This window comes from Limimaricola soesokkakensis, assembly GCF_900172345.1.
GTDB classification, from domain to species: domain Bacteria; phylum Pseudomonadota; class Alphaproteobacteria; order Rhodobacterales; family Rhodobacteraceae; genus Limimaricola; species Limimaricola soesokkakensis.
Map to the genome: position 1 here is coordinate 56,958 of NZ_FWFY01000007.1, position 16,839 is coordinate 73,796.

General features: G+C 68.6%; 17 protein-coding genes. 8 read left to right on the forward strand and 9 right to left on the reverse strand.

The annotated features are described in order from the left end of the window. Window positions 1-15: 15 nt before the first annotated feature. Complete coding sequence (locus LOS8367_RS12075; protein ID WP_085896778.1) at window positions 16-603, forward strand: DUF1285 domain-containing protein; 588 nt, start codon at window positions 16-18, stop codon at window positions 601-603. Window positions 604-853: 250 nt separating this feature from the next. On the opposite strand, the gene LOS8367_RS12080 is transcribed toward LOS8367_RS12075, so the two are convergent. Then, a complete protein-coding gene (locus LOS8367_RS12080; protein WP_085896779.1) occupies window positions 854-2,332 on the reverse strand; it encodes an NAD-dependent succinate-semialdehyde dehydrogenase in 1,479 nt (492 codons plus the stop codon). 79 nt (window positions 2,333-2,411) lie between these two features. Here LOS8367_RS12080 and LOS8367_RS12085 point away from each other — a divergent pair, with 79 nt between their 5' ends. After that, a complete protein-coding gene (locus tag LOS8367_RS12085) occupies window positions 2,412-3,221 on the forward strand; it encodes a hormone-sensitive lipase (protein ID WP_085896780.1) in 810 nt (269 codons plus the stop codon). A 105-nt stretch (window positions 3,222-3,326) separates the two neighbouring features. Here LOS8367_RS12085 and LOS8367_RS12090 read toward each other — a convergent pair whose 3' ends face one another. Then, window positions 3,327-4,310, reverse strand: coding sequence for a P1 family peptidase (locus LOS8367_RS12090; protein WP_085896781.1), 984 nt, complete (start codon window positions 4,308-4,310; stop codon window positions 3,327-3,329). A gap of 213 nt (window positions 4,311-4,523) precedes the next feature. Between LOS8367_RS12090 and LOS8367_RS12095 the strand changes: the two genes are divergently transcribed. From LOS8367_RS12095 to LOS8367_RS12105, 3 genes are read left to right on the forward strand one after another with little or no spacing between them, the layout of a single operon-like run. Then, entirely contained in the window at window positions 4,524-5,366 is an 843-nt protein-coding gene (locus tag LOS8367_RS12095) for a L,D-transpeptidase (RefSeq protein WP_207569261.1), read from the forward strand. Window position 5,367: 1 nt separating this feature from the next. Continuing rightward, window positions 5,368-5,700: a hypothetical protein gene (locus tag LOS8367_RS12100; protein ID WP_085896783.1), complete on the forward strand. Its 333-nt coding sequence runs from the start codon at window positions 5,368-5,370 to the stop codon at window positions 5,698-5,700. 46 nt (window positions 5,701-5,746) lie between these two features. Continuing rightward, on the forward strand, window positions 5,747-6,394 hold the full coding sequence (locus LOS8367_RS12105) for a DUF1523 family protein (protein ID WP_306456262.1): 648 nt from the start codon (window positions 5,747-5,749) through the stop codon (window positions 6,392-6,394). Here the strand turns inward: LOS8367_RS12105 and LOS8367_RS12110 are convergent. Further along, window positions 6,391-7,239, reverse strand: coding sequence for an AraC family transcriptional regulator (locus LOS8367_RS12110; RefSeq protein WP_085896784.1), 849 nt, complete (start codon window positions 7,237-7,239; stop codon window positions 6,391-6,393). The genes LOS8367_RS12105 and LOS8367_RS12110 overlap by 4 nt on opposite strands. A gap of 113 nt (window positions 7,240-7,352) precedes the next feature. On the opposite strand from LOS8367_RS12110, the gene rpe reads away from it, so the two are divergent. Further along, the gene (gene rpe / locus LOS8367_RS12115; RefSeq protein WP_085896785.1) at window positions 7,353-8,039 is read left to right on the forward strand and encodes a ribulose-phosphate 3-epimerase; all 687 of its coding nucleotides are present in this window, start codon (window positions 7,353-7,355) and stop codon (window positions 8,037-8,039) included. Between the two features lie 121 nt (window positions 8,040-8,160). Here rpe and LOS8367_RS12120 read toward each other — a convergent pair whose 3' ends face one another. The 5 genes from LOS8367_RS12120 to malE form a co-directional block, all read right to left on the reverse strand. Continuing rightward, window positions 8,161-8,994: an NAD-dependent epimerase/dehydratase family protein gene (locus LOS8367_RS12120; RefSeq protein WP_085896786.1), complete on the reverse strand. Its 834-nt coding sequence runs from the start codon at window positions 8,992-8,994 to the stop codon at window positions 8,161-8,163. A gap of 22 nt (window positions 8,995-9,016) precedes the next feature. After that, window positions 9,017-10,204, reverse strand: coding sequence for an NAD(P)/FAD-dependent oxidoreductase (locus LOS8367_RS12125; RefSeq protein ID WP_085896787.1), 1,188 nt, complete (start codon window positions 10,202-10,204; stop codon window positions 9,017-9,019). 77 nt (window positions 10,205-10,281) lie between these two features. Continuing rightward, the gene (malG, locus tag LOS8367_RS12130) at window positions 10,282-11,172 is read right to left on the reverse strand and encodes a maltose ABC transporter permease MalG (RefSeq protein WP_085896788.1); all 891 of its coding nucleotides are present in this window, start codon (window positions 11,170-11,172) and stop codon (window positions 10,282-10,284) included. Continuing rightward, window positions 11,169-12,713: a maltose ABC transporter permease MalF gene (gene malF / locus LOS8367_RS12135; RefSeq protein WP_085896789.1), complete on the reverse strand. Its 1,545-nt coding sequence runs from the start codon at window positions 12,711-12,713 to the stop codon at window positions 11,169-11,171. Before malF ends, malG begins: the two co-directional genes overlap by 4 nt. Before the next feature lie 112 nt (window positions 12,714-12,825). After that, on the reverse strand, window positions 12,826-13,992 hold the full coding sequence (malE, locus tag LOS8367_RS12140) for a maltose/maltodextrin ABC transporter substrate-binding protein MalE (RefSeq protein ID WP_085896790.1): 1,167 nt from the start codon (window positions 13,990-13,992) through the stop codon (window positions 12,826-12,828). A 193-nt stretch (window positions 13,993-14,185) separates the two neighbouring features. On the opposite strand from malE, the gene LOS8367_RS12145 reads away from it, so the two are divergent. After that, window positions 14,186-15,241, forward strand: a complete 1,056-nt coding sequence (locus tag LOS8367_RS12145) for a LacI family DNA-binding transcriptional regulator (RefSeq protein ID WP_085896791.1) — start codon at window positions 14,186-14,188, stop codon at window positions 15,239-15,241. Beyond that, window positions 15,226-16,335 carry an ABC transporter ATP-binding protein gene (locus tag LOS8367_RS12150; RefSeq protein ID WP_085896792.1) on the forward strand — a complete coding sequence of 370 codons (1,110 nt, stop codon included), beginning with the start codon at window positions 15,226-15,228 and terminating at the stop codon, window positions 16,333-16,335. The genes LOS8367_RS12145 and LOS8367_RS12150 overlap by 16 nt, the downstream gene beginning before the upstream one ends. Here LOS8367_RS12150 and LOS8367_RS12155 read toward each other — a convergent pair. Continuing rightward, window positions 16,313-16,789, reverse strand: a complete 477-nt coding sequence (locus LOS8367_RS12155; protein ID WP_085896793.1) for a hypothetical protein — start codon at window positions 16,787-16,789, stop codon at window positions 16,313-16,315. The two genes, LOS8367_RS12150 and LOS8367_RS12155, sit on opposite strands and share 23 nt — an antisense overlap. Window positions 16,790-16,839 lie beyond the last annotated feature (50 nt).

Consider the following 16,839-nt stretch of genomic DNA (forward strand, 5'->3'; position numbering starts at 1 on the left):
CCGTGGCGGGTCGCGATGGCAAACACAAAGAACAGTGAGACGACCGAAGCGCCTTCGGCGGAAAACCTCGCATCGGCGGCAAGCCGCGCCGGCGCGCGCGGCCCGGCGCCGGTACATTTGTGGGATCCGCCCTATTGCGGCGATCTCGACATGCGGATCGCGCGCGACGGCACCTGGTTTCACGAGGGCACTCCGATCGGCCGCGAACGCATGGTCAAGCTTTTCGCCTCGATCCTCAAGCGCGAGGGCGACAGGCACTACCTCGTCACCCCGGTCGAAAAGGTGGGCATCACCGTCGACGACGCGCCCTTCGTCGCGGTCGATGTCGCGCGGGAGGGAGAGGGGCTGCGCTTCACCACCAATCTCGACGAGACGGCGGTGGCGGGGCCTGAGCATCCGATCCGGGTGGCCCGCGACCCGGAAACGGGGGAGCCCGCGCCCTATATCGAGATCCGGTCGGGGCTGGAGGCGCTGATCGACCGCAAGAGCTTCTACCGGCTGGTGGAACTGGGCGAAACCGCGCCGCATGAGGGCGAGGACTGGTTCGGCGTGCGGTCGAACGGCATGTTCTTTCCGATCATCCCGGCGGCGGAACTTCCCTGACGTGATGGCACGCGGAAGCCCGAAGACCGGGCTTCCGCGCCACGCGTTACCAAGGTCACTCGTCAAGACGACGCCACGGGGCCGCATCGGGCGTCATCTCGTATGGTGCCGAAGAACTACGACATTGACGCGACGGCAATGTGTGGCAGGCGGGCCCCTTCGCTAAAGTTCGGGCATCCGCGCGAGGAAGTGGCACGGATGCCCGGCAAGCAGGCGGCATCTGCATCGCGATGCCGCCTTCTCGGACGGATCAGATCGAGCTGCAGATGTATTTCATCTCCAGATAGTCGTCGATTCCATGCCGCGAGCCCTCGCGGCCCAGCCCCGACTGCTTGACCCCGCCAAAGGGCGCGACCTCGGTCGAGATGATGCCGGTGTTCACCCCGACGATGCCGTATTCCAGCGCCTCGGCCACCTTGGTCACGCGGCTCAGATCCTTGGCGTAGAAATACGAGGCGAGGCCGAAGATCGTGTCGTTCGCCATCTCGATCACCTCTGCCTCATCCTCGAAGGCGAATAGCGGCGCAAAGGGACCGAAGGTTTCCTCATGGGCGACCTTCATGCCTTGTTTCGCGCCGGTGACGACGGTGGGCTGGAAGAACTGGCCGCCGAGATCATGCGCCTCGCCGCCGGTGAGCAGCGTCGCGCCGTGATCGAGCGCGTCCTTCAGGTGATCGCGCACCTTGTCGATGGCCGAGGGCTCGATCAGCGGTCCGAGATCGGTGCCTTCGGACAGCCCGTCGCCTACGCGCAGCTTCTCGACCGCGACCTTCAGGCGCTTGGCGAACTCGTCATAGACGCCCTTCTGGACGTAGATCCGGTTGGCGCAGACGCAGGTCTGGCCGTTGTTGCGGAACTTACACTGGATCGCGCCCTCGACCGCCGCGTCGAGATCGGCGTCGTCGAACACGATGAAGGGCGCGTTGCCGCCCAACTCCATCGAGCACTTCATCACTTGGTCGGCGGCTTGGCGCAGCAGGATGCGGCCGACCTCGGTGGAGCCGGTGAAGGTCAGCTTGCGGACCTTGGGGTTCTCGCAGAACTCCTTGCCCACTTCCGAGGCAGCGGAGGAGGTGGCCACCGAGAACACGCCCTCGGGCACGCCGGCCTCCTCGGCCAGCACCGCCATGGCGAGCGCCGAGAGCGGGGTGAGCGAGGCGGGGCGGATCACGAAAGAGCAGCCCGCGGCCAGCGCCGGGGCCACCTTGCGCGCGATCATCGCGTTGGGGAAGTTCCACGGCGTGATCCCGGCGGCGACGCCGATCGGCTGGCGGATCACGGTGATCCGCTTGTCGGGCATGTGGCCGGGGATGGTTTCGCCATAAACCCGCTTGGCCTCCTCGCCGAACCATTCGACGAAGCTGGCGCCATAGGCCACCTCGCCCCGGCTCTCGGCCAAGGGTTTGCCCTGCTCTGCGGTCATCAGGATCGCCAGATCCTCCTGATGCTCCATCATCAGGTCGTACCAGCGGCGCAGGATCTTGGCGCGGTCCTTGCCGGTCCTGGCGGCCCAGGGTTTTTGCGCCTCGTGGGCGATGTCGATGGCCTGCGCGATCTCGGCCCGGCTCAGATCGGCGACCGAGGCGAGAACGTCGCCGCGCGCCGGGTTGGTGACGTCGAAGGTCTTGCCGTCCTTGGCGGCGACCCACTTGCCGCCGAGAAAGGCGCGGTCGCGAACGAGATCGGGGCGGCGGAGCAGTGACTTGATGTCGGTGCGGTCGTCGAGCATGACTTTTCCTCCAGGAGTTCGGGCGCATCCTTCACCGCGAGGGTAGGGCGGGTCCAGCCCCCTGACAGGGAGGAACGAAATGACCGAGAACCGCACCGGGGCGCATGGGCAGAGCCGTGCCGAAATCGATGAAGCCTATGCCAATGCCAGCCACATCCCCGGCGGCATGGAATACCCCGCGCGCTGGGCCGCCGCCGCCGCCGCGTTCCGCGAAAACCACCCGCCGCAGGAGATCGCCTATGGCGATGGGGCGCGGCAACGGCTCGACCTGTTTCGGCCCGAAGGCGAGGCGCAGGGCGCGGTGGTCTTCGTGCATGGCGGTTTCTGGAGGGCGTTCGACAAGAGCGCTTGGTCGCATCTGGCGGCGGGCGCATTGGCGCGGGGCTGGGCCGTGGCGATGCCCTCATACACGCTGGCGCCCGAGGCACGGATCGGCGCGATGACGCGCGAGATCGAGGCTGCCATCGGCGCGGTGGCCGATGCCGTGCCGGGACCGCTCAGGCTCACCGGGCATTCGGCGGGCGGGCATCTGGTGGCGCGGATGGCCTGCGCCGATCTCACCCCCGGCTGGCGCGGCCGGGTGACGCGGATCGTACCGATCTCGCCCCTGTCGGATCTGCGCCCGCTCATGGGGGCCACGATGAACGAGGATCTGCGGCTCGACGAAGAGGAGGCCGTGGCCGAGAGCCCGGCGTTGCTGGATCAGGTCGATCTGCCTATGACGGTCTGGGTCGGCGCGGCCGAACGCCCTGCCTTCATCGATCAAGCACGCTGGCTCGCCGAGCGGCGCGACTGCGACTTGGTCGAGGCACCGGACCGGCACCATTTCGACGTGATCGAGGAACTGGCCGACCCGGCGGCTCCGCTGGTGGACAGGCTGCTGCGCTAGGCGCGTCTCCTAGTTCATCTTTCCGAAAATACGCATCGCTCCACCCGCCACCGTGCGCCCCGCATCGGAGCCGGGATCTGCGTATTTGAAGAAAGATGAAAGGGGTCAGGGCCCGAACCGCTCCTGCCAGCAGGGTTGTGGGCCGCCCGGGGCGGCGTGGAACACGGCGCGCGCGATGGCGCGGGCAAGGCAGGTCGCCGCGGCATGACCGATCCAGAGCGCGTCGCCGACCGGTTCCGTGAGCGGGCGGGCCCCCGTCGCGGCGGCAAAGACCAGATCGCCGTCGAGCGGCGTGTGCGAAGGCAGAAGCGCCCGGGCGATCCCATCCTGCGCCGCCACCGCCATGCGGCGGCAACCGGGTTTGTCGAGCGCGGCATTGGTGGCGACGATGGCGATGGTGGTGCTCTCTCCCGCGCGGGCCAGCTTGGTGGGCGGCTGCCCGCCGGGCGGCATCGCGAGACCGCGCCCGCCGAACTCGGCGCCGATCTCCCAGGGCGCGGCCCAGAACTCCGCACCGTCGCCGATCGTGGCCGACCCGACCGCGTTCACCGCCACCAGCGCGCCGACCATGTGGCCGCTCTCCAGCATCAGCGAGGCCGTGCCGATGCCACCGCGCAGCGTTGCGGTGGTGGCGCCGTATCCCGCGCCGTGGCTGCCCAGCGCCACTTCCGTGCCCGCCGCTTCGAACGCTGCGCGGCCCAGCGCGGCATAGGGGTTGGTGCTCCAGCCCTTGTCGCCGCCATTGCCGAGGTCGAACAGGATCGCGGCAGGGACGATCGGCACGCGCTGCCCCGCCGCCTCGAAGCCGCGCCCGGCGGCGCGCAGCGCATCGGCCACGCCCGAGGCCGCGTCGAGACCGAAGGCCGAGCCGCCTGAGAGCACCAGCGCATCGACCGCCTGCACCAGCCGGTCCGGCGCGAGCAGATCGGTTTCCCGTGTGCCCGGCGCGCCGCCCATTACATCGACCGAGGCGGTGAAGGGCGCAGCGCCCGTCAGCACCGTGACGCCCGAGCGCAGCGCCGCATCCTGCGCCTGACCGACCAGAAGACCGCTAACATCGGTGATGGCATTGCGCGGACCCGGCCTCATCGCGCCGCGCTCAAGCAGAATTTACTCTGCTTTGCGGCAAGGCCGTTCGTGCCATCGGACCTGTCGCGTGTCCAAGGCCCTGCCGAAATTGACATATTCCTCACCCTCGTCCTGATTGCCTTACCCTAGGCGGTGCGCGAGCCGGCCTCATTGCGGTTCCGGCCCGTGATGATAGGTTGCCGCGAAACCTTGCGTCAAAGGCTGCCATTGATGATGTCCCATTCTTCCGCGCTGACGCGCCGCCGTCTGCTGACCGGTGCGGCCGCGCTGACCGTGCTTCCTGCCTGCGCCGCGCAGGTCCCGTCCTCCTCCATCGCCACCAGCTCCGAGCAGGAAATCGGTGGCGTGCCGTTGAGCCAGATCGTCGATGGCTACGGGCTGATCGAGGATGCGGGCTACCGCCTGCCGCCGGTGCCGCCGAAATACCTGCAGGGTATGAATCGCCGCGCCTATGTGCCCTATCGGGGCTATGAGCCCGCCGGCACGATCGAGGCCGACCTGCACGCCAAGCTGCTCTACTGGATCGAGCCGGGCGGCATGGCCTGGCGCTTTCCCGTCGGCGTCGGCCGGCAGGGCCTGTCGATGAGCTACGACACCACGATCAAGCGCAAGGAGCAGTGGCCGAGCTGGACCCCGACCCAGAACATGCTGCGCCGCGAGCCGGAGATCTACGGCGAATACGCGGGCGGGGTTCCGGGCGGTCTCGCCAACCCGCTGGGGGCGCGCGCGCTCTACCTCTACCAGGGCAACCGCGACACCTATTACCGGATCCATGGCACCAACGACCTCGCCTCGATCGGCAATTCGGGCTCGGCCGGCTGTATCCGCATGTTCAATCACGACGTGATCTTCCTGTTCCCCAAGGTGCCGCTCGGCACCAAGGTGGTGATCCGCGACTACGAGGATTCGGTCGCGATCGAGGGGGCTGCCGTGGCGAACCGGGGTAGCGAGCTGCCGCCGACCTACGTGCCGCCCGAGGAACTCTACACGGCCGCCGCCGAGAGCGGCCCGCCGCAGTTCGGCACCGCCCCGAACGTCGAGAGCTTCGGCTACTGAGATGTGGTGGGGCCTCGTCCTGCCGGCGCTGGGCCTCGGCCTGGCCGGCTGGGCGGTGCCTTTGCTGCTGGCACGGGTCTGGCCCGAGGGGGTGGGTCCTCTGATCTGGCTCGGGCTGACGGCGACGGTCTTGATGCTGGCCCTGTCGATGGCGCTGTTTCTTGGCCTCTACATGGCGCAGGGCGTGCCGCTGGCCACGCTGGCGCGGCCCGGACCCGGTGCGCTGGCGCTGCACCTGCTTCGGCTCGGCATAGGGGCGGCGCTGATCTGGGGACCGGTGCAGGTGCTGACGATCGCGAGCTTGCCACGGCGCTGGCGACGCGCGACATGGTAGGTCACGGGGCGTGCGGCCGAATGCGCCGGGGCCCCACAGGAAAGGGATGAACGCGATGCGCTGGGTCGGCTGGATCTTCTGGGGGGTGGTGCTGGCGCTCGTCGCCGCGCTGCTGCACTACAATCTGCCGCGTCGCGAGATCGTCCGCATCACCGGCGTCGAGATCAAGCTCGAGCGGATCGACCCGAACTCGGTGTTCTGGGCCGCCTCCGAGAACGCCGCCACCGCCACCGGACTCGTGGAGCGCGACGTGCGCTTCATCGACACGGTACGCGCCGATGGCGGTGTCATGGTGTTTCGCAACGAGGACACGGGCGGCGGCTGGCCGCCCTATTTCAAGTTCGACAGCGCCAACTTGCAGGCCGAAGCGCGCAACCTCGTCTCCACCGCCAGCGATCCGCAATGGGTCGCGGTCCGTTATTACGGCTGGCGGCTGCCATTGCTCTCGGTCTACCCGAACGCGCTGTCGGTCCGGCCGGTCGAGGGGCCCGATACCCGGCTGATCCCCTGGTTCAACATCGTCTTCCTGACGGTGCTGCTCGCCGTGGTCTGGGCCGTCGGCGTGCGGCTGCGGCGCTGGTCGCGCCGCCATGTCTCGCCATGGCTCGACCGGGGCGACAGGCGTGTCGCGATCTGGACCGATGCGATTCGCCGCCGCCGCGATGCCCGCGCCGGACGCCGCGACGACAGCTAGCCGGGTTGCACCACGTCGCGCTGGCGGGCGCGGCGAAAGCGCTGCGGCGTTTCGCCATGCGCCTGGCGGAACAGCTTGTGGAAATGCGACAGGTTCGGCACGCCGCATTCGGCGGCAATCTCGGCGAGGCTGTCGGCGCTCCCTAGGAGCCGCCGCGCCGCGTAATCCATGCGCTGCGCGTTGATCCAGTCCGAGGGCGACATGTCGAGAAAGCGCCGCATGGAGCGGCTGACATGCGGATGCGCCTTGCCCGCGACGCGGGCAAAGCCCGAGGCCCCGTCCTGAAACACCTCCGGCGCGCGCGAGGCGGCGCAGGCGCGCGCCAACCAGTCGGGGGCGCCGCCGGGCAACGGCGCGGCCTCCTCGGCCAGCCCGCACAGCAGAGGCAGCAGGAAGGCCTCGGCGCCGAGCCGGTTGCGCCGGCCCCGCTCGAGCCGCAGCGCGGCGCGGTTCAGCTCGGCCATCTGGCGGCTGTCGCGCGACAGCCGCAGCGGCGCCGTGGCGCCGGCCCAGAACAGCCGCCCGGCAAGGTCGGGATGCCGCTCTCCGAGATCTGCGATCAACTCGGGATGCAGCGTTACCGAGACCAGCAGCGCGTCAGCGCCGCGACCCTGCAGCCCGTGCGAATGACCCGGCGCCACGAAGATCACGTCGCCCTCGACCAGATCCTCGCGCCCCTCGGGCAAATGGTGGCGCACCCGCCCGTTCTGCACCCAGGCCAGTTCGAAGAAGTCGTGCCCGTGCAGCACCGGCCGTCCCGTGCCGAGCATGGCGCGGGTCAGCGCCGCGCAGGCGCCGGGCGGCAGGATGTCCTCATGCGACAGGATCAGCGGAGCGGGTTGCATGACGCCACGTTAGCAGGAGTTTCTGCGGATGCGAAAGGCCGGTTGCGCACCGCGCGTGACGCGCGCGCGATTTCGCGCTAGGGCATGGCGCGACTGCACAGGGAGCCCCGCCGATGACCGCCTTCGACCGCAATCTCAAGATCGCCCCCTCGATCCTCTCCGCCGATTTCGCGGCGTTCGGGGCCGAGGTGCGCGCCATCGAGGCGCAGGGCGCCGACTGGGTCCATGTCGACGTGATGGACGGGCATTTCGTGCCCAACATCACCTTCGGGCCGCAGCTGGTGCGGGCGATCCGGCCGCATGTGACGACGGTGATGGACGTGCATCTGATGATCGCGCCGGTCGATCCCTATATCGACGCCTTCGCCGATGCGGGTGCCGACATCCTCACCGCCCATGTCGAGGCGGGACCGCATATCCACCGCACGCTTCAGGCGATCCGTGGCGCCGGGATGAAGGCCGGCGTGGCGCTCAACCCGGGCACGCCGGCCGAGGCGGTGGCGCCGCTCCTCGACGACGTTGACCTGGTGTTGGCGATGACCGTCAACCCGGGATTCGGCGGGCAGAAATTCCTGCATCCGATGCTCGACAAGATCGCCGCCCTGCGCGCCATGATCGGCAACCGCGAGATCCATCTCGAGGTCGATGGCGGCGTCGACACCGCCACGGCGCCGCTGGTGGCGCAGGCAGGCGCCGACGCGCTGGTCGCGGGCTCGGCGGTGTTCCGGGGCGGCTCGGTCGAGACGGCTTCGGTCTATGGTGAAAACATCGCCGCGATTCGCGCCGCGGCGCAGGGCTGAGGCGGAGCGCCATGCGTATTTGACGAAAGATGAAGGGGACGGTCGCGCCATCCCCTCCGTCTTTCCTCCAAATACGCGGATATCCTCATTTCCTCTGGCACGGAGGCGGGGGCGTGTGGCCTCAGTCGCCCGCGCTCATCCGTCGGATTGCCTCGACCCCGCTTTCTCCCAGCGGCACCACCGCGAAGGGCCCGCCGAGGCAGCGCTGCGCCCGGTCGGACGGGTCCGGCGTCTTCGCGGGTGGCAGCAGCCGGTCGGCCCAGTCCTCGGCGTTGTCCTGCGGGTGGTAGCCGAGGAACGAGACCTTGTGGTTCGATACCGGCGCGCGGCTGTTGGCCGAAACGCCCCAAGCCACGGTGAAGCCGGTAACCGGCGTCGTCACGGAGGCCTCGACCAGTCGCACCAGGTCGCCATGGCTCAGCCAGGTGTGCAGCGCCCGGGCGTTCTGCGGCTCGGGCGTGCAGGAAAAGATGCGCAGGCAGACCGCCTCGAGACCGCGCTTTTCCCAGAACATCCGGCCCATATCCTCGGCGAAGCATTTCGACAGGCCGTAGAAGCTGTCGGGCTTGTGCGGCACGTCGGTATCGTGGCCGGCCATCGTCTCCTGAAGCCCCACCGCATGCACCGAGGAGGCATAGACCACACGCCGCGCACCGGCGCGATGCGCCGCCTCCCAGACCGTGTAGGCGCCGATGTAGTTCGGGCCGAGCAACTCCTCGAAGGGCCGCTCGTCGGGGATCGCGCCGAAATGCACGACCATTTCGGCGTCCTGCATCAGCGTCTCGATTGCGGTGAGGTCGACGAGATCGGCCTGCACGAAGCGCTCGTTCGGCAGGAGCTCGGCCGGAGCCTCGGCGATGTCGGTCGAGAGCAGCTCGTCCGCGAGCTTCGAGAGCGGTTCGCGCAGCTTCGAGCCGAGAGCGCCGCAGGCGCCGGTGAGGACGATCTTCTTCATGGGAGTCTCCTTGGTCGTCGGGTCAGATCACCGCCGCTTCGGTGAGCGCCCGGCCCTCGACGAGGCGCGCCACCGAGAGCGGTGCAAGGTCGAGGCTGCGCCAGCCTCCGTGGATGATGTGCTCGGCGATGCCACGCCCCACCGCCGGGGCCTGCTGCAGCCCGTGACCGGAAAAGCCGTTGGCGAAGAGCAGGTTCGCGACCGCCGGATGCGGACCCAGCAGCGCGTTCTGGTCGAGCGTGTTGTAGGCGTAGTGACCGACCCATGAATTGCGCAGCTTCACCCGCTCGAAGGCGGGGATGCGGGCAGCCAGCGCCGGCCAGACGCGGTCCTCCCAGATCGCATGGTCCATGGCGAAATCGTCGGCGTCGCAGGCGCCGTCCGTCTCGGGCGGGCAGCCCGCCATGTAGAGCGCGCCGTCCGAACGATAGTGGATGCCGCAGGGATCGACGGTCAGCGGCAGCTTGCGCGGCAGTCTGTCCTCTGCCTCGAAGATGAAGGTATAGCGCTTGCGCGGCTCGACCGGGATGGCGATGCCGGCCATCGCCGCCACCCGTGCCGCGCGGGGCCCGGCGGCGTTCACGACATGGCCGCAGGCGACGGCGCTGCCGTCGGACAGCTCGACATGGGTGACGCGATCGCCCTCCATCCGCAACCCGGTGGCCTCGGCGCGGATTTCCTCGACGCCCATGCGCCGCGCCCGGCGGCGGAACTCCGAGAACATGGTGCCGCCGTCGAAACAGCCTTCCTCGCCGGGATTGTGACTGCCGAGCAGGATGTCGTCCCATGCCATGAAGGGAAAGGCCGTGCGAAGCTGCGCCGGTGTCAGCAGCCGCGTGCCCGCGCCCATCCGCGCCTGCAGCGCCTGCGCCGCACGCAACCTGTCGGCCGATACCTGGTCGGCGGCGAGATAGAGATAGCCGAAATCGTCTAGGTGAATCTCGGGCGCGTCCTCGCCCGCGTAATCCCGAAAGGCGCGAATGAACTCCAGCCCGAAGCGGCTGATCGCGACGTTCACCTCGGTACCGAACTGCATGCGGATGCAGGAATTGGTGTGGCTGGTCGAGGCGAACTCGAAGGAGGGATCGCGCTCGACCACGAGGATGCGGCCGCCGAAACCCGGATCGCGCGCCAGCCACCATGCCACGGCGCTGCCGATCATCGCGCCGCCGATGATCACCACGTCATATGAGGAATGCGCCGCTGCCATGGGGAGACGCTAGGCCGCTCGGAAGACAAAAGAAAGGGGCCGCTGCGGGCCCTTTTCTTCGAAGTTCGGCGAAGGTCTCAGCCCTTGACCGCCCCCTCTGAGAGCCCCGAGACGAGGTAGCGCTGGGCGATCAGGAACACGATGGTGATCGGCAGGCCCGAGAGGATCGCGGCGGCGGCGAAATCGCCCCAGAGATACTTGAACTCGTTGAGGTAGAGCCGCGAGCCGACCGCCAGAGTCATCTGGTCCTCGGAGCGGATCAGCACGCTGGCGATGGGATAGTCATTGATCACGCCGATGAAGCTCAGCACGAAGACCACCGCCATGATCGGCACCGCCAGCGGCAGGAAGATGTAGCGGAAGGTCTGCCATGGGCTCGCGCCGTCGATCTCGGCCGCCTTGTCGAGCGCGGTGTCGACGCTGTCGAAATAGCCCTTGATGGTCCAGATATGCAGGGTGATCTGGCTCAGATAGACGAGGATCAGCGCGAGGTGACTGTTGATCCCGAGCGCGGGCGTCACCTCGCCCAGCGCGTCGAAGATCGCGAAGATCGCCACCAGCGCCAGCGTCGTCGGGAACATCTGGATCAGGAACAGCCCGTCGAGCAGGCCCTGCTTGCCCCGAATGCGTATCCGGCTGAAGGCATAGGCCGAGATGGTCGAGAGCGCGAGCACGCCCGCGGAGGCGATCAACCCGATCTTGATCGAGTTCCACATCCACAAGAGCACAGGGTAGGGCGGCGCGACCACGGTGCCGTCGGCGCGGGTGTAGTCGAGCCCGAAGGCGAGGTACCAATGCTCCAGCGTCGGGTTCTCGGGCCAAAGCGATCCGGTGGCGAAGTTGCCCTCCCGGAAGCTGATCGAGACGATCATGAAGAACGGGAACAGGATCAGCGCCAGAAAGATCAGCATGAAGCCATGCGCGGCGATCTTCTTGAGCGCCAAGTCGCGCGGGCGTTCGACGATCATCGGCCGGACCTCTTGGCTGCGGCGCGGCGCATGGCCACGAAGTTGGCATAGGAAATGGCGGCCACGACGAGGAAGATCAGCAGCGTGATCGCCCCCGCGAGGCCGAATTGCTGGCCCGAATCCTGAAAGGCGAGGCGGTAGGTGAAGGAGGCGAGGATATCGGTCTCGCCAGCCGGAATCACCGTGCCGGGGATGTCGGGCCCGCCGCGCGTCAGCAGCAGGATCAGCACGAGGTTGTTGAAGTTGAAGGCGAAGGCCGCGATCAGCAGCGGCAGGAAGGGCGGGATGATCTGCGGCAGGGTGATGGTGAAGAACACCCGTAGGCTGGAAGCGCCTTCCAGCGCCGCGGCTTTCTTGTGGTCCTGCGGCACGGCCTGGAGAAAGCCCATCGCCAGCAGCATCATGTAGGGATAGCCCAGCCAGATATTGACGAAGAGGATCATCGCCCGGGCGAGATTGCCGTCGGTGAACCAGTCGGGGCGCAGCCCGAACAGCGCCTCGAGGATCAGGTTGATCTCGCCGAAGTTCTGGTTGAACAGCCCGCGAAACACGAGGATCGAGATGAAGCCCGGCACCGCGTAGGGCAGGATCAGCAGGATCCGGTACAGCGTCTTGAGGCGCAGATGCTCCCATTGGAGGATCACCGCCAGCAACAGCCCAACGGCGAAGACGCCCGCCACCGACAGCGCGGCGAAGGCGAAGGTCCAGGCAAAGATCGACAGCATCGGGCCGCGTACGCCCTTGGATTCGAGGATGCGCTCGAAATTGTCGAAGCCCACTGCGACGCGCCAGCCCGGCGGCACTGCCTCGCCTTCTGGCGTCTCGAAGAAGCCGGTCTCGTGGTTGGCGGTGAGCTTGAGCCCGTCCGCACTGCGGGTCAGCTCGTTCTCGCCGGTACGGACATAGTCGGGCGTGACGCTGGCGAATGTCCGCAGCCCCGCATTGCGCAAGGCGACCTCGTCCGGGGTGGTCAGCGTCAGGCTCTGCAGCCCTGCGCGCAGCTTGATCGCGTCGCGCGGGCTCAGCAATTTGAGCGGCGCTGTGCCCGGCGCCAGCGTGACCGCTTCCTCATCGGCGGCCAGTGTCACCGGCTCCGACAGCAATTCGCTCTCGGGCAGCCAGATGCGGTAGCCATCGCCGTCGGGCGCCACTGCGAAGGGCTGTTCGGTGGCGGGGTCGACGGTGCCGCGCGAGGTCAGGACCTCGATCGTGCGCTCGTAGGAGAGCAGGTTGAACGAGGAGTAGTTCGTGAAGCCCAGCCAGATCGTGTAGGCGACCGGAAAGGCGATGAAGACCAGCACCGCCGCGACGCCCGGGAAGATGAAGCGCGCGCCGTAGAAGCGGTTGGCGCCGAAGATCACCACGAAACCGGTGGCGACCGCCAGCAGGATCGCCCCGAAAAGCGGCTGGGCGATCTGGTAGAGGAAGAAGGCGCCATAGAGCATGGCGAGGCCGATCACGGCCACCACGGCGAGGCGCGCCCAAGGCCTGCGCGCGCCTGGGCTCTCAAGCGGAGCGGGCCCCGCATCGGCGATGGTCATGTCGGTGGTCTCCCCGGTGCCGCGTCGCCCGTCCCGAGGCTCCCCCGGCGGCGGCGGGGGCGGGGCCGTTTCGGTCGCGTGGCCGGGGCGGCGGACCGCCCCGGCGCGTCGCTCACTCGCCCTTGATGCGCGCGGCGGCGTCGTCGAGCGCCGCCTGAGGCTCCTGCGCGCCGTTGGTGATGTTGGTCAGCGCCGGCTGCATCGCGGCCCAGAATGCGCCCATCTCGGGGTTCGAGGGCATCGGGATGCCGTCCTTGGCGACGTCGAGCATGGCGCTCACCTTCTCGTCGTCCTGCGCTTCGGCGGCCGACTGGTCGGCCAGCGCGCCCAGTGCCCCGGTGCCGTTCCAGGTAGCGAGACCCTCATCGGTGAGCAGGTAGCTCTCGATAAACTCCTGCGCGAGGTCGAGATTCGGCGAGGCGGCGTTGAGCGCCAGCGCCTGCACGCCGAGGAAGGGCGGGGCCAGCTCGCCATCCACCTTGGGCAGCGGCGCCACGCCGAAATCGATGCCCGAGCTCGCGAGGTTGGCCCAGGCCCAGGGCCCGTTGATAACCATGGCGACCTCGCCATTGTTCATCGCCCCTTCCATCACGCCGTAATCGACGCCCTTTGGCATAACGCCGTCCTCGATCAGCGAGGCCAGCACCTCGGCGCCCTCGACCGCGCCCTCGGTGTTCACGCCCGAGGTCGCACCGTCATAGGAGCCGCCCACCTTCTGGAAGGCGAAGCCGCCATTGGCCGCGAGCATCGGGAAGGTGAAATAGGTGTTGTTGTAGTCCCAAAGGATCGGCGCCACGCCCTCGGGCAACTCCATGGCCGCGATCTCGGAGAAATCGGCCGGCGGCGTGTCGACGAATTCCTTGTTGTAGATCAGGTGCGCCGCCTCGACCGCGACCGGGTAGCCCCAGGTGGAGCCGTCGAAAGTCACCGCCTCCATGGCGGCGGGCAGGATGCCGTCGGTGAAATCGGCGCCGGGGGTCACGGGGGCGATGATGCCGCCCGTGGCCCATTCGCCGAGGCGGTCATGCGCGTGCATCACGATGTCCGGGCCGTCGCCGGTCGCGGCGGCCTGCTGGAACTTCTCGGGCAGCGGCTCGACCACGGCCACCTCGACCGGCACGCCGAACTCTTCCTCGAAGGTCTTGCCGATCTCGCGCAGCGCATCGGGGCCGCGGTTGTCGCCGGTCCAGATCAGCAGCTTGCCATCCTCGAAGGCCAGCGCCGGCGCGGCCGACAGCATCAACAGCGCCACGGCGCCGAGGGTCTTGGTCTTGGTCATGTCATCCTCCCAGATCGTCCCGCCGCCGGGTCCTCCCCACGGCGCGATTCGCGGCACGATAGCAAAGCGGCCAGTTTTCTCAAACCGCTTTGAGGCTGACGGCGGGACACCGAGCTTTTCGTTGCAATTGCGGAGGTGTGAGGCATAGATTGCCGCTGCAAGCGCTTTGAACGGCCGGGGGAGGGGTCGCGGCATGGCGACTCTCAAGGACATCTCCGCCGAACTCGGTCTCTCGGTCGCCACGGTGAGTCGGGCGCTCAACGGCTTTCCCGAGGTCGGCGCCCGGACCCGGGCGCGGGTGCAGGAGGCGGCGTCGCGGCTCGGCTACCGGCCCAACCGATCGGCGCAGCGGCTGGCCACCGGCCGCTCGGGCGTGGTCGGCATGATCGTCAAGCTGCGCGCCGACATGTCGGCCGACCAGACCTTCTTCGACGTGCTGACCACGCTGACCGCCGAACTGGCGGCGCGCGATCTCGACCTCGTGCTTTCGGTCGATCAGGGCAGCGACCCGGTCGCGCCCTACGAGCGGATGCTGGAGCGCGACCTGCTCGACGGTTTCGTGCTGAACGCGCCGGTGCCGAGCGATCCGCGGCCGGGCTTTCTCCGCGCGCGCGGCGTGCCCTTCGTGATGCACGGCCAGGCCCATGCCGCGCCGGATTACGCCTTCTTCGGCATCGACAATCGCGCCGTCTGCGTCGACGCGGTGGGGCTGCTTGCCAGCCTTGGCCATGCCCGTATTGCGCTGATCAACGGCGAGGCGCGCTTCGCCTTTGCCGAGGATCGCGAGCAGGGCTTTCGTGCTGCCATGGTGGCGGAGGGGCTGGCGGTGCCTGATGGTTTCGTCGCGGGCGGCGCGCCGACCGAGAGCACCGGCTACACGCAGGCGCTGGCCTGGCTGTCGGGCCGGGTCGGGCCGCGGCCCACCGCGATTCTTTGCGCCACCACCCCCGTGGCGCAGGGCGTGCTGCGCGCGGCGCGCGATCTCGGGCTTTCGGTACCGGGCGACCTCTCGGTCGTCGCGCATGACGACGCGCTGCCCGGCATCCGGCCTGCGCATTTCAACCCGGCCCTGACCGTGACCCACGCGCCGCTGCGCGACGCCTGCGCACCGCTGGCGCAGATGCTCGTCGATCATTTGAACGGCGCGCTGCCCGCGCGCCTGCAAACCGTGAACCGGGCCGGGCTGATCGTCCGGGCCTCGACCGGCCCCGTCCCGAAGGGAGAGGAAAGACCATGGCAGAACCCGTGACCAGCGCGTTGCGAGCCGACCGGCTCAAGAAGAGCTATGGCGGCGTCGAGGTGCTGCATTCGATCGATATCGACATGAAGCCGGGCGAATTCCTCGTCCTCGTCGGCCCGTCCGGCTGCGGCAAGTCCACGCTGCTCAACTGCATCGCCGGGCTCGAGGAGATCTCGGGCGGTGCGCTGGAGATCGGGGGGCGCGACGTGACGCACGAGCCGCCCAAGGACCGCGACATCGCCATGGTGTTCCAGTCCTACGCGCTCTATCCGACGATGAACGTGGCCGAGAACATCGGCTTCGGCATGAAGGTGCGCAAGGTCCCCAAGGCGCAGGCACAGGCAAAGATCGCGGAGGTGGCGAAGCTCCTGCAGATCGACCACCTGCTCGACCGCAAGCCTTCCCAGCTCTCGGGCGGCCAGCGCCAGCGCGTCGCGATGGGCCGGGCGCTGGTGCGCGATCCCAAGCTGTTCTTGTTCGACGAGCCGCTGTCGAACCTCGATGCCAAGCTGCGCGTCGAGATGCGCGCCGAGATCAAGCGCATCCACAAGACCACCCATGCCTCGATTGTCTACGTCACCCACGATCAGATCGAGGCGATGACGCTGGCCAGTAGGATCGTCGTGCTCAAGGGAGGGGTGGTGCAGCAGATCGGCACGCCGCAGGAGATCTACGACACGCCCGCCAATACCTTCGTCGCGGATTTCATGGGCTCGCCGCCGATGAACCTCGTGCCTGCCCGCGTCACCGAGGCCGGGCTCGACATCGACGGCATTGCGCTTGCCATGGGGCCCGGCTGGCGCGCGGCGGACCTGCCTGCGCGGGTAACGCTCGGCATCCGGCCCGAGCATCTGAGCCGTGCCACCGGCACCCCCGACCTCGTGGTCGCGCCGAAGATGATCGAGAACACCGGCGCCGAAGCCTATGTCAATTTCGTGCTCGGCGGCGAAACCATCACCGCGCGGCTGCCGGGCCGCATCCCCGAGGACGCAACCGACCATGTCGATCTCGCGGTGGCGCGAGAGGGGCTATGCCTGTTCGACATCGAGACCGGCACCCGGATCGAGCGGGTGCCGGCGCTCAGTGCAGCCGTCGCCGGCTGATCCCGGCGCGGCGCAGGCCGAGGCCCAGCGCCTCGGCCAGATAGGCGGCCTCCGCCGCAGCCTCCGGGCGCAGGAACGCCATGGCGAGCATCATCGCCTCCTCCCCTGCGGCTTCGGAGCCATGGCCGATCAGCCGCGCGAACCAGGCCTCGTCGGCGCCGAGACAGGCGCAGTCGGCGGCGTGGCGCATCAGCGGCCGACGACCCGTCGTGGCGCAGAGCCGCGCCAGCGCGTCGAGCGCGCGCGCCGCCGCACTGGCCGGGCCGGGGTCGAGATCCGGGGCGAGCCGGGCGGCCACGGCCTCGAAGCCGGCATCGCACCACAGCCTGAGCAGCCGCACGGCGCGCGCCTCGATCGCGCCGAGATCGTCGAGACGCCCTACCGGCGCACCGCCGATGGGACTGCGGGGACGGGAATCGTCGGAAGGAAAATCCTGGGTAAAGTCGCGGGGCATGGCGGGCCTCGATGGTCCTGAACGCGTCCGGCTTGCGACGGGTGGTCCGT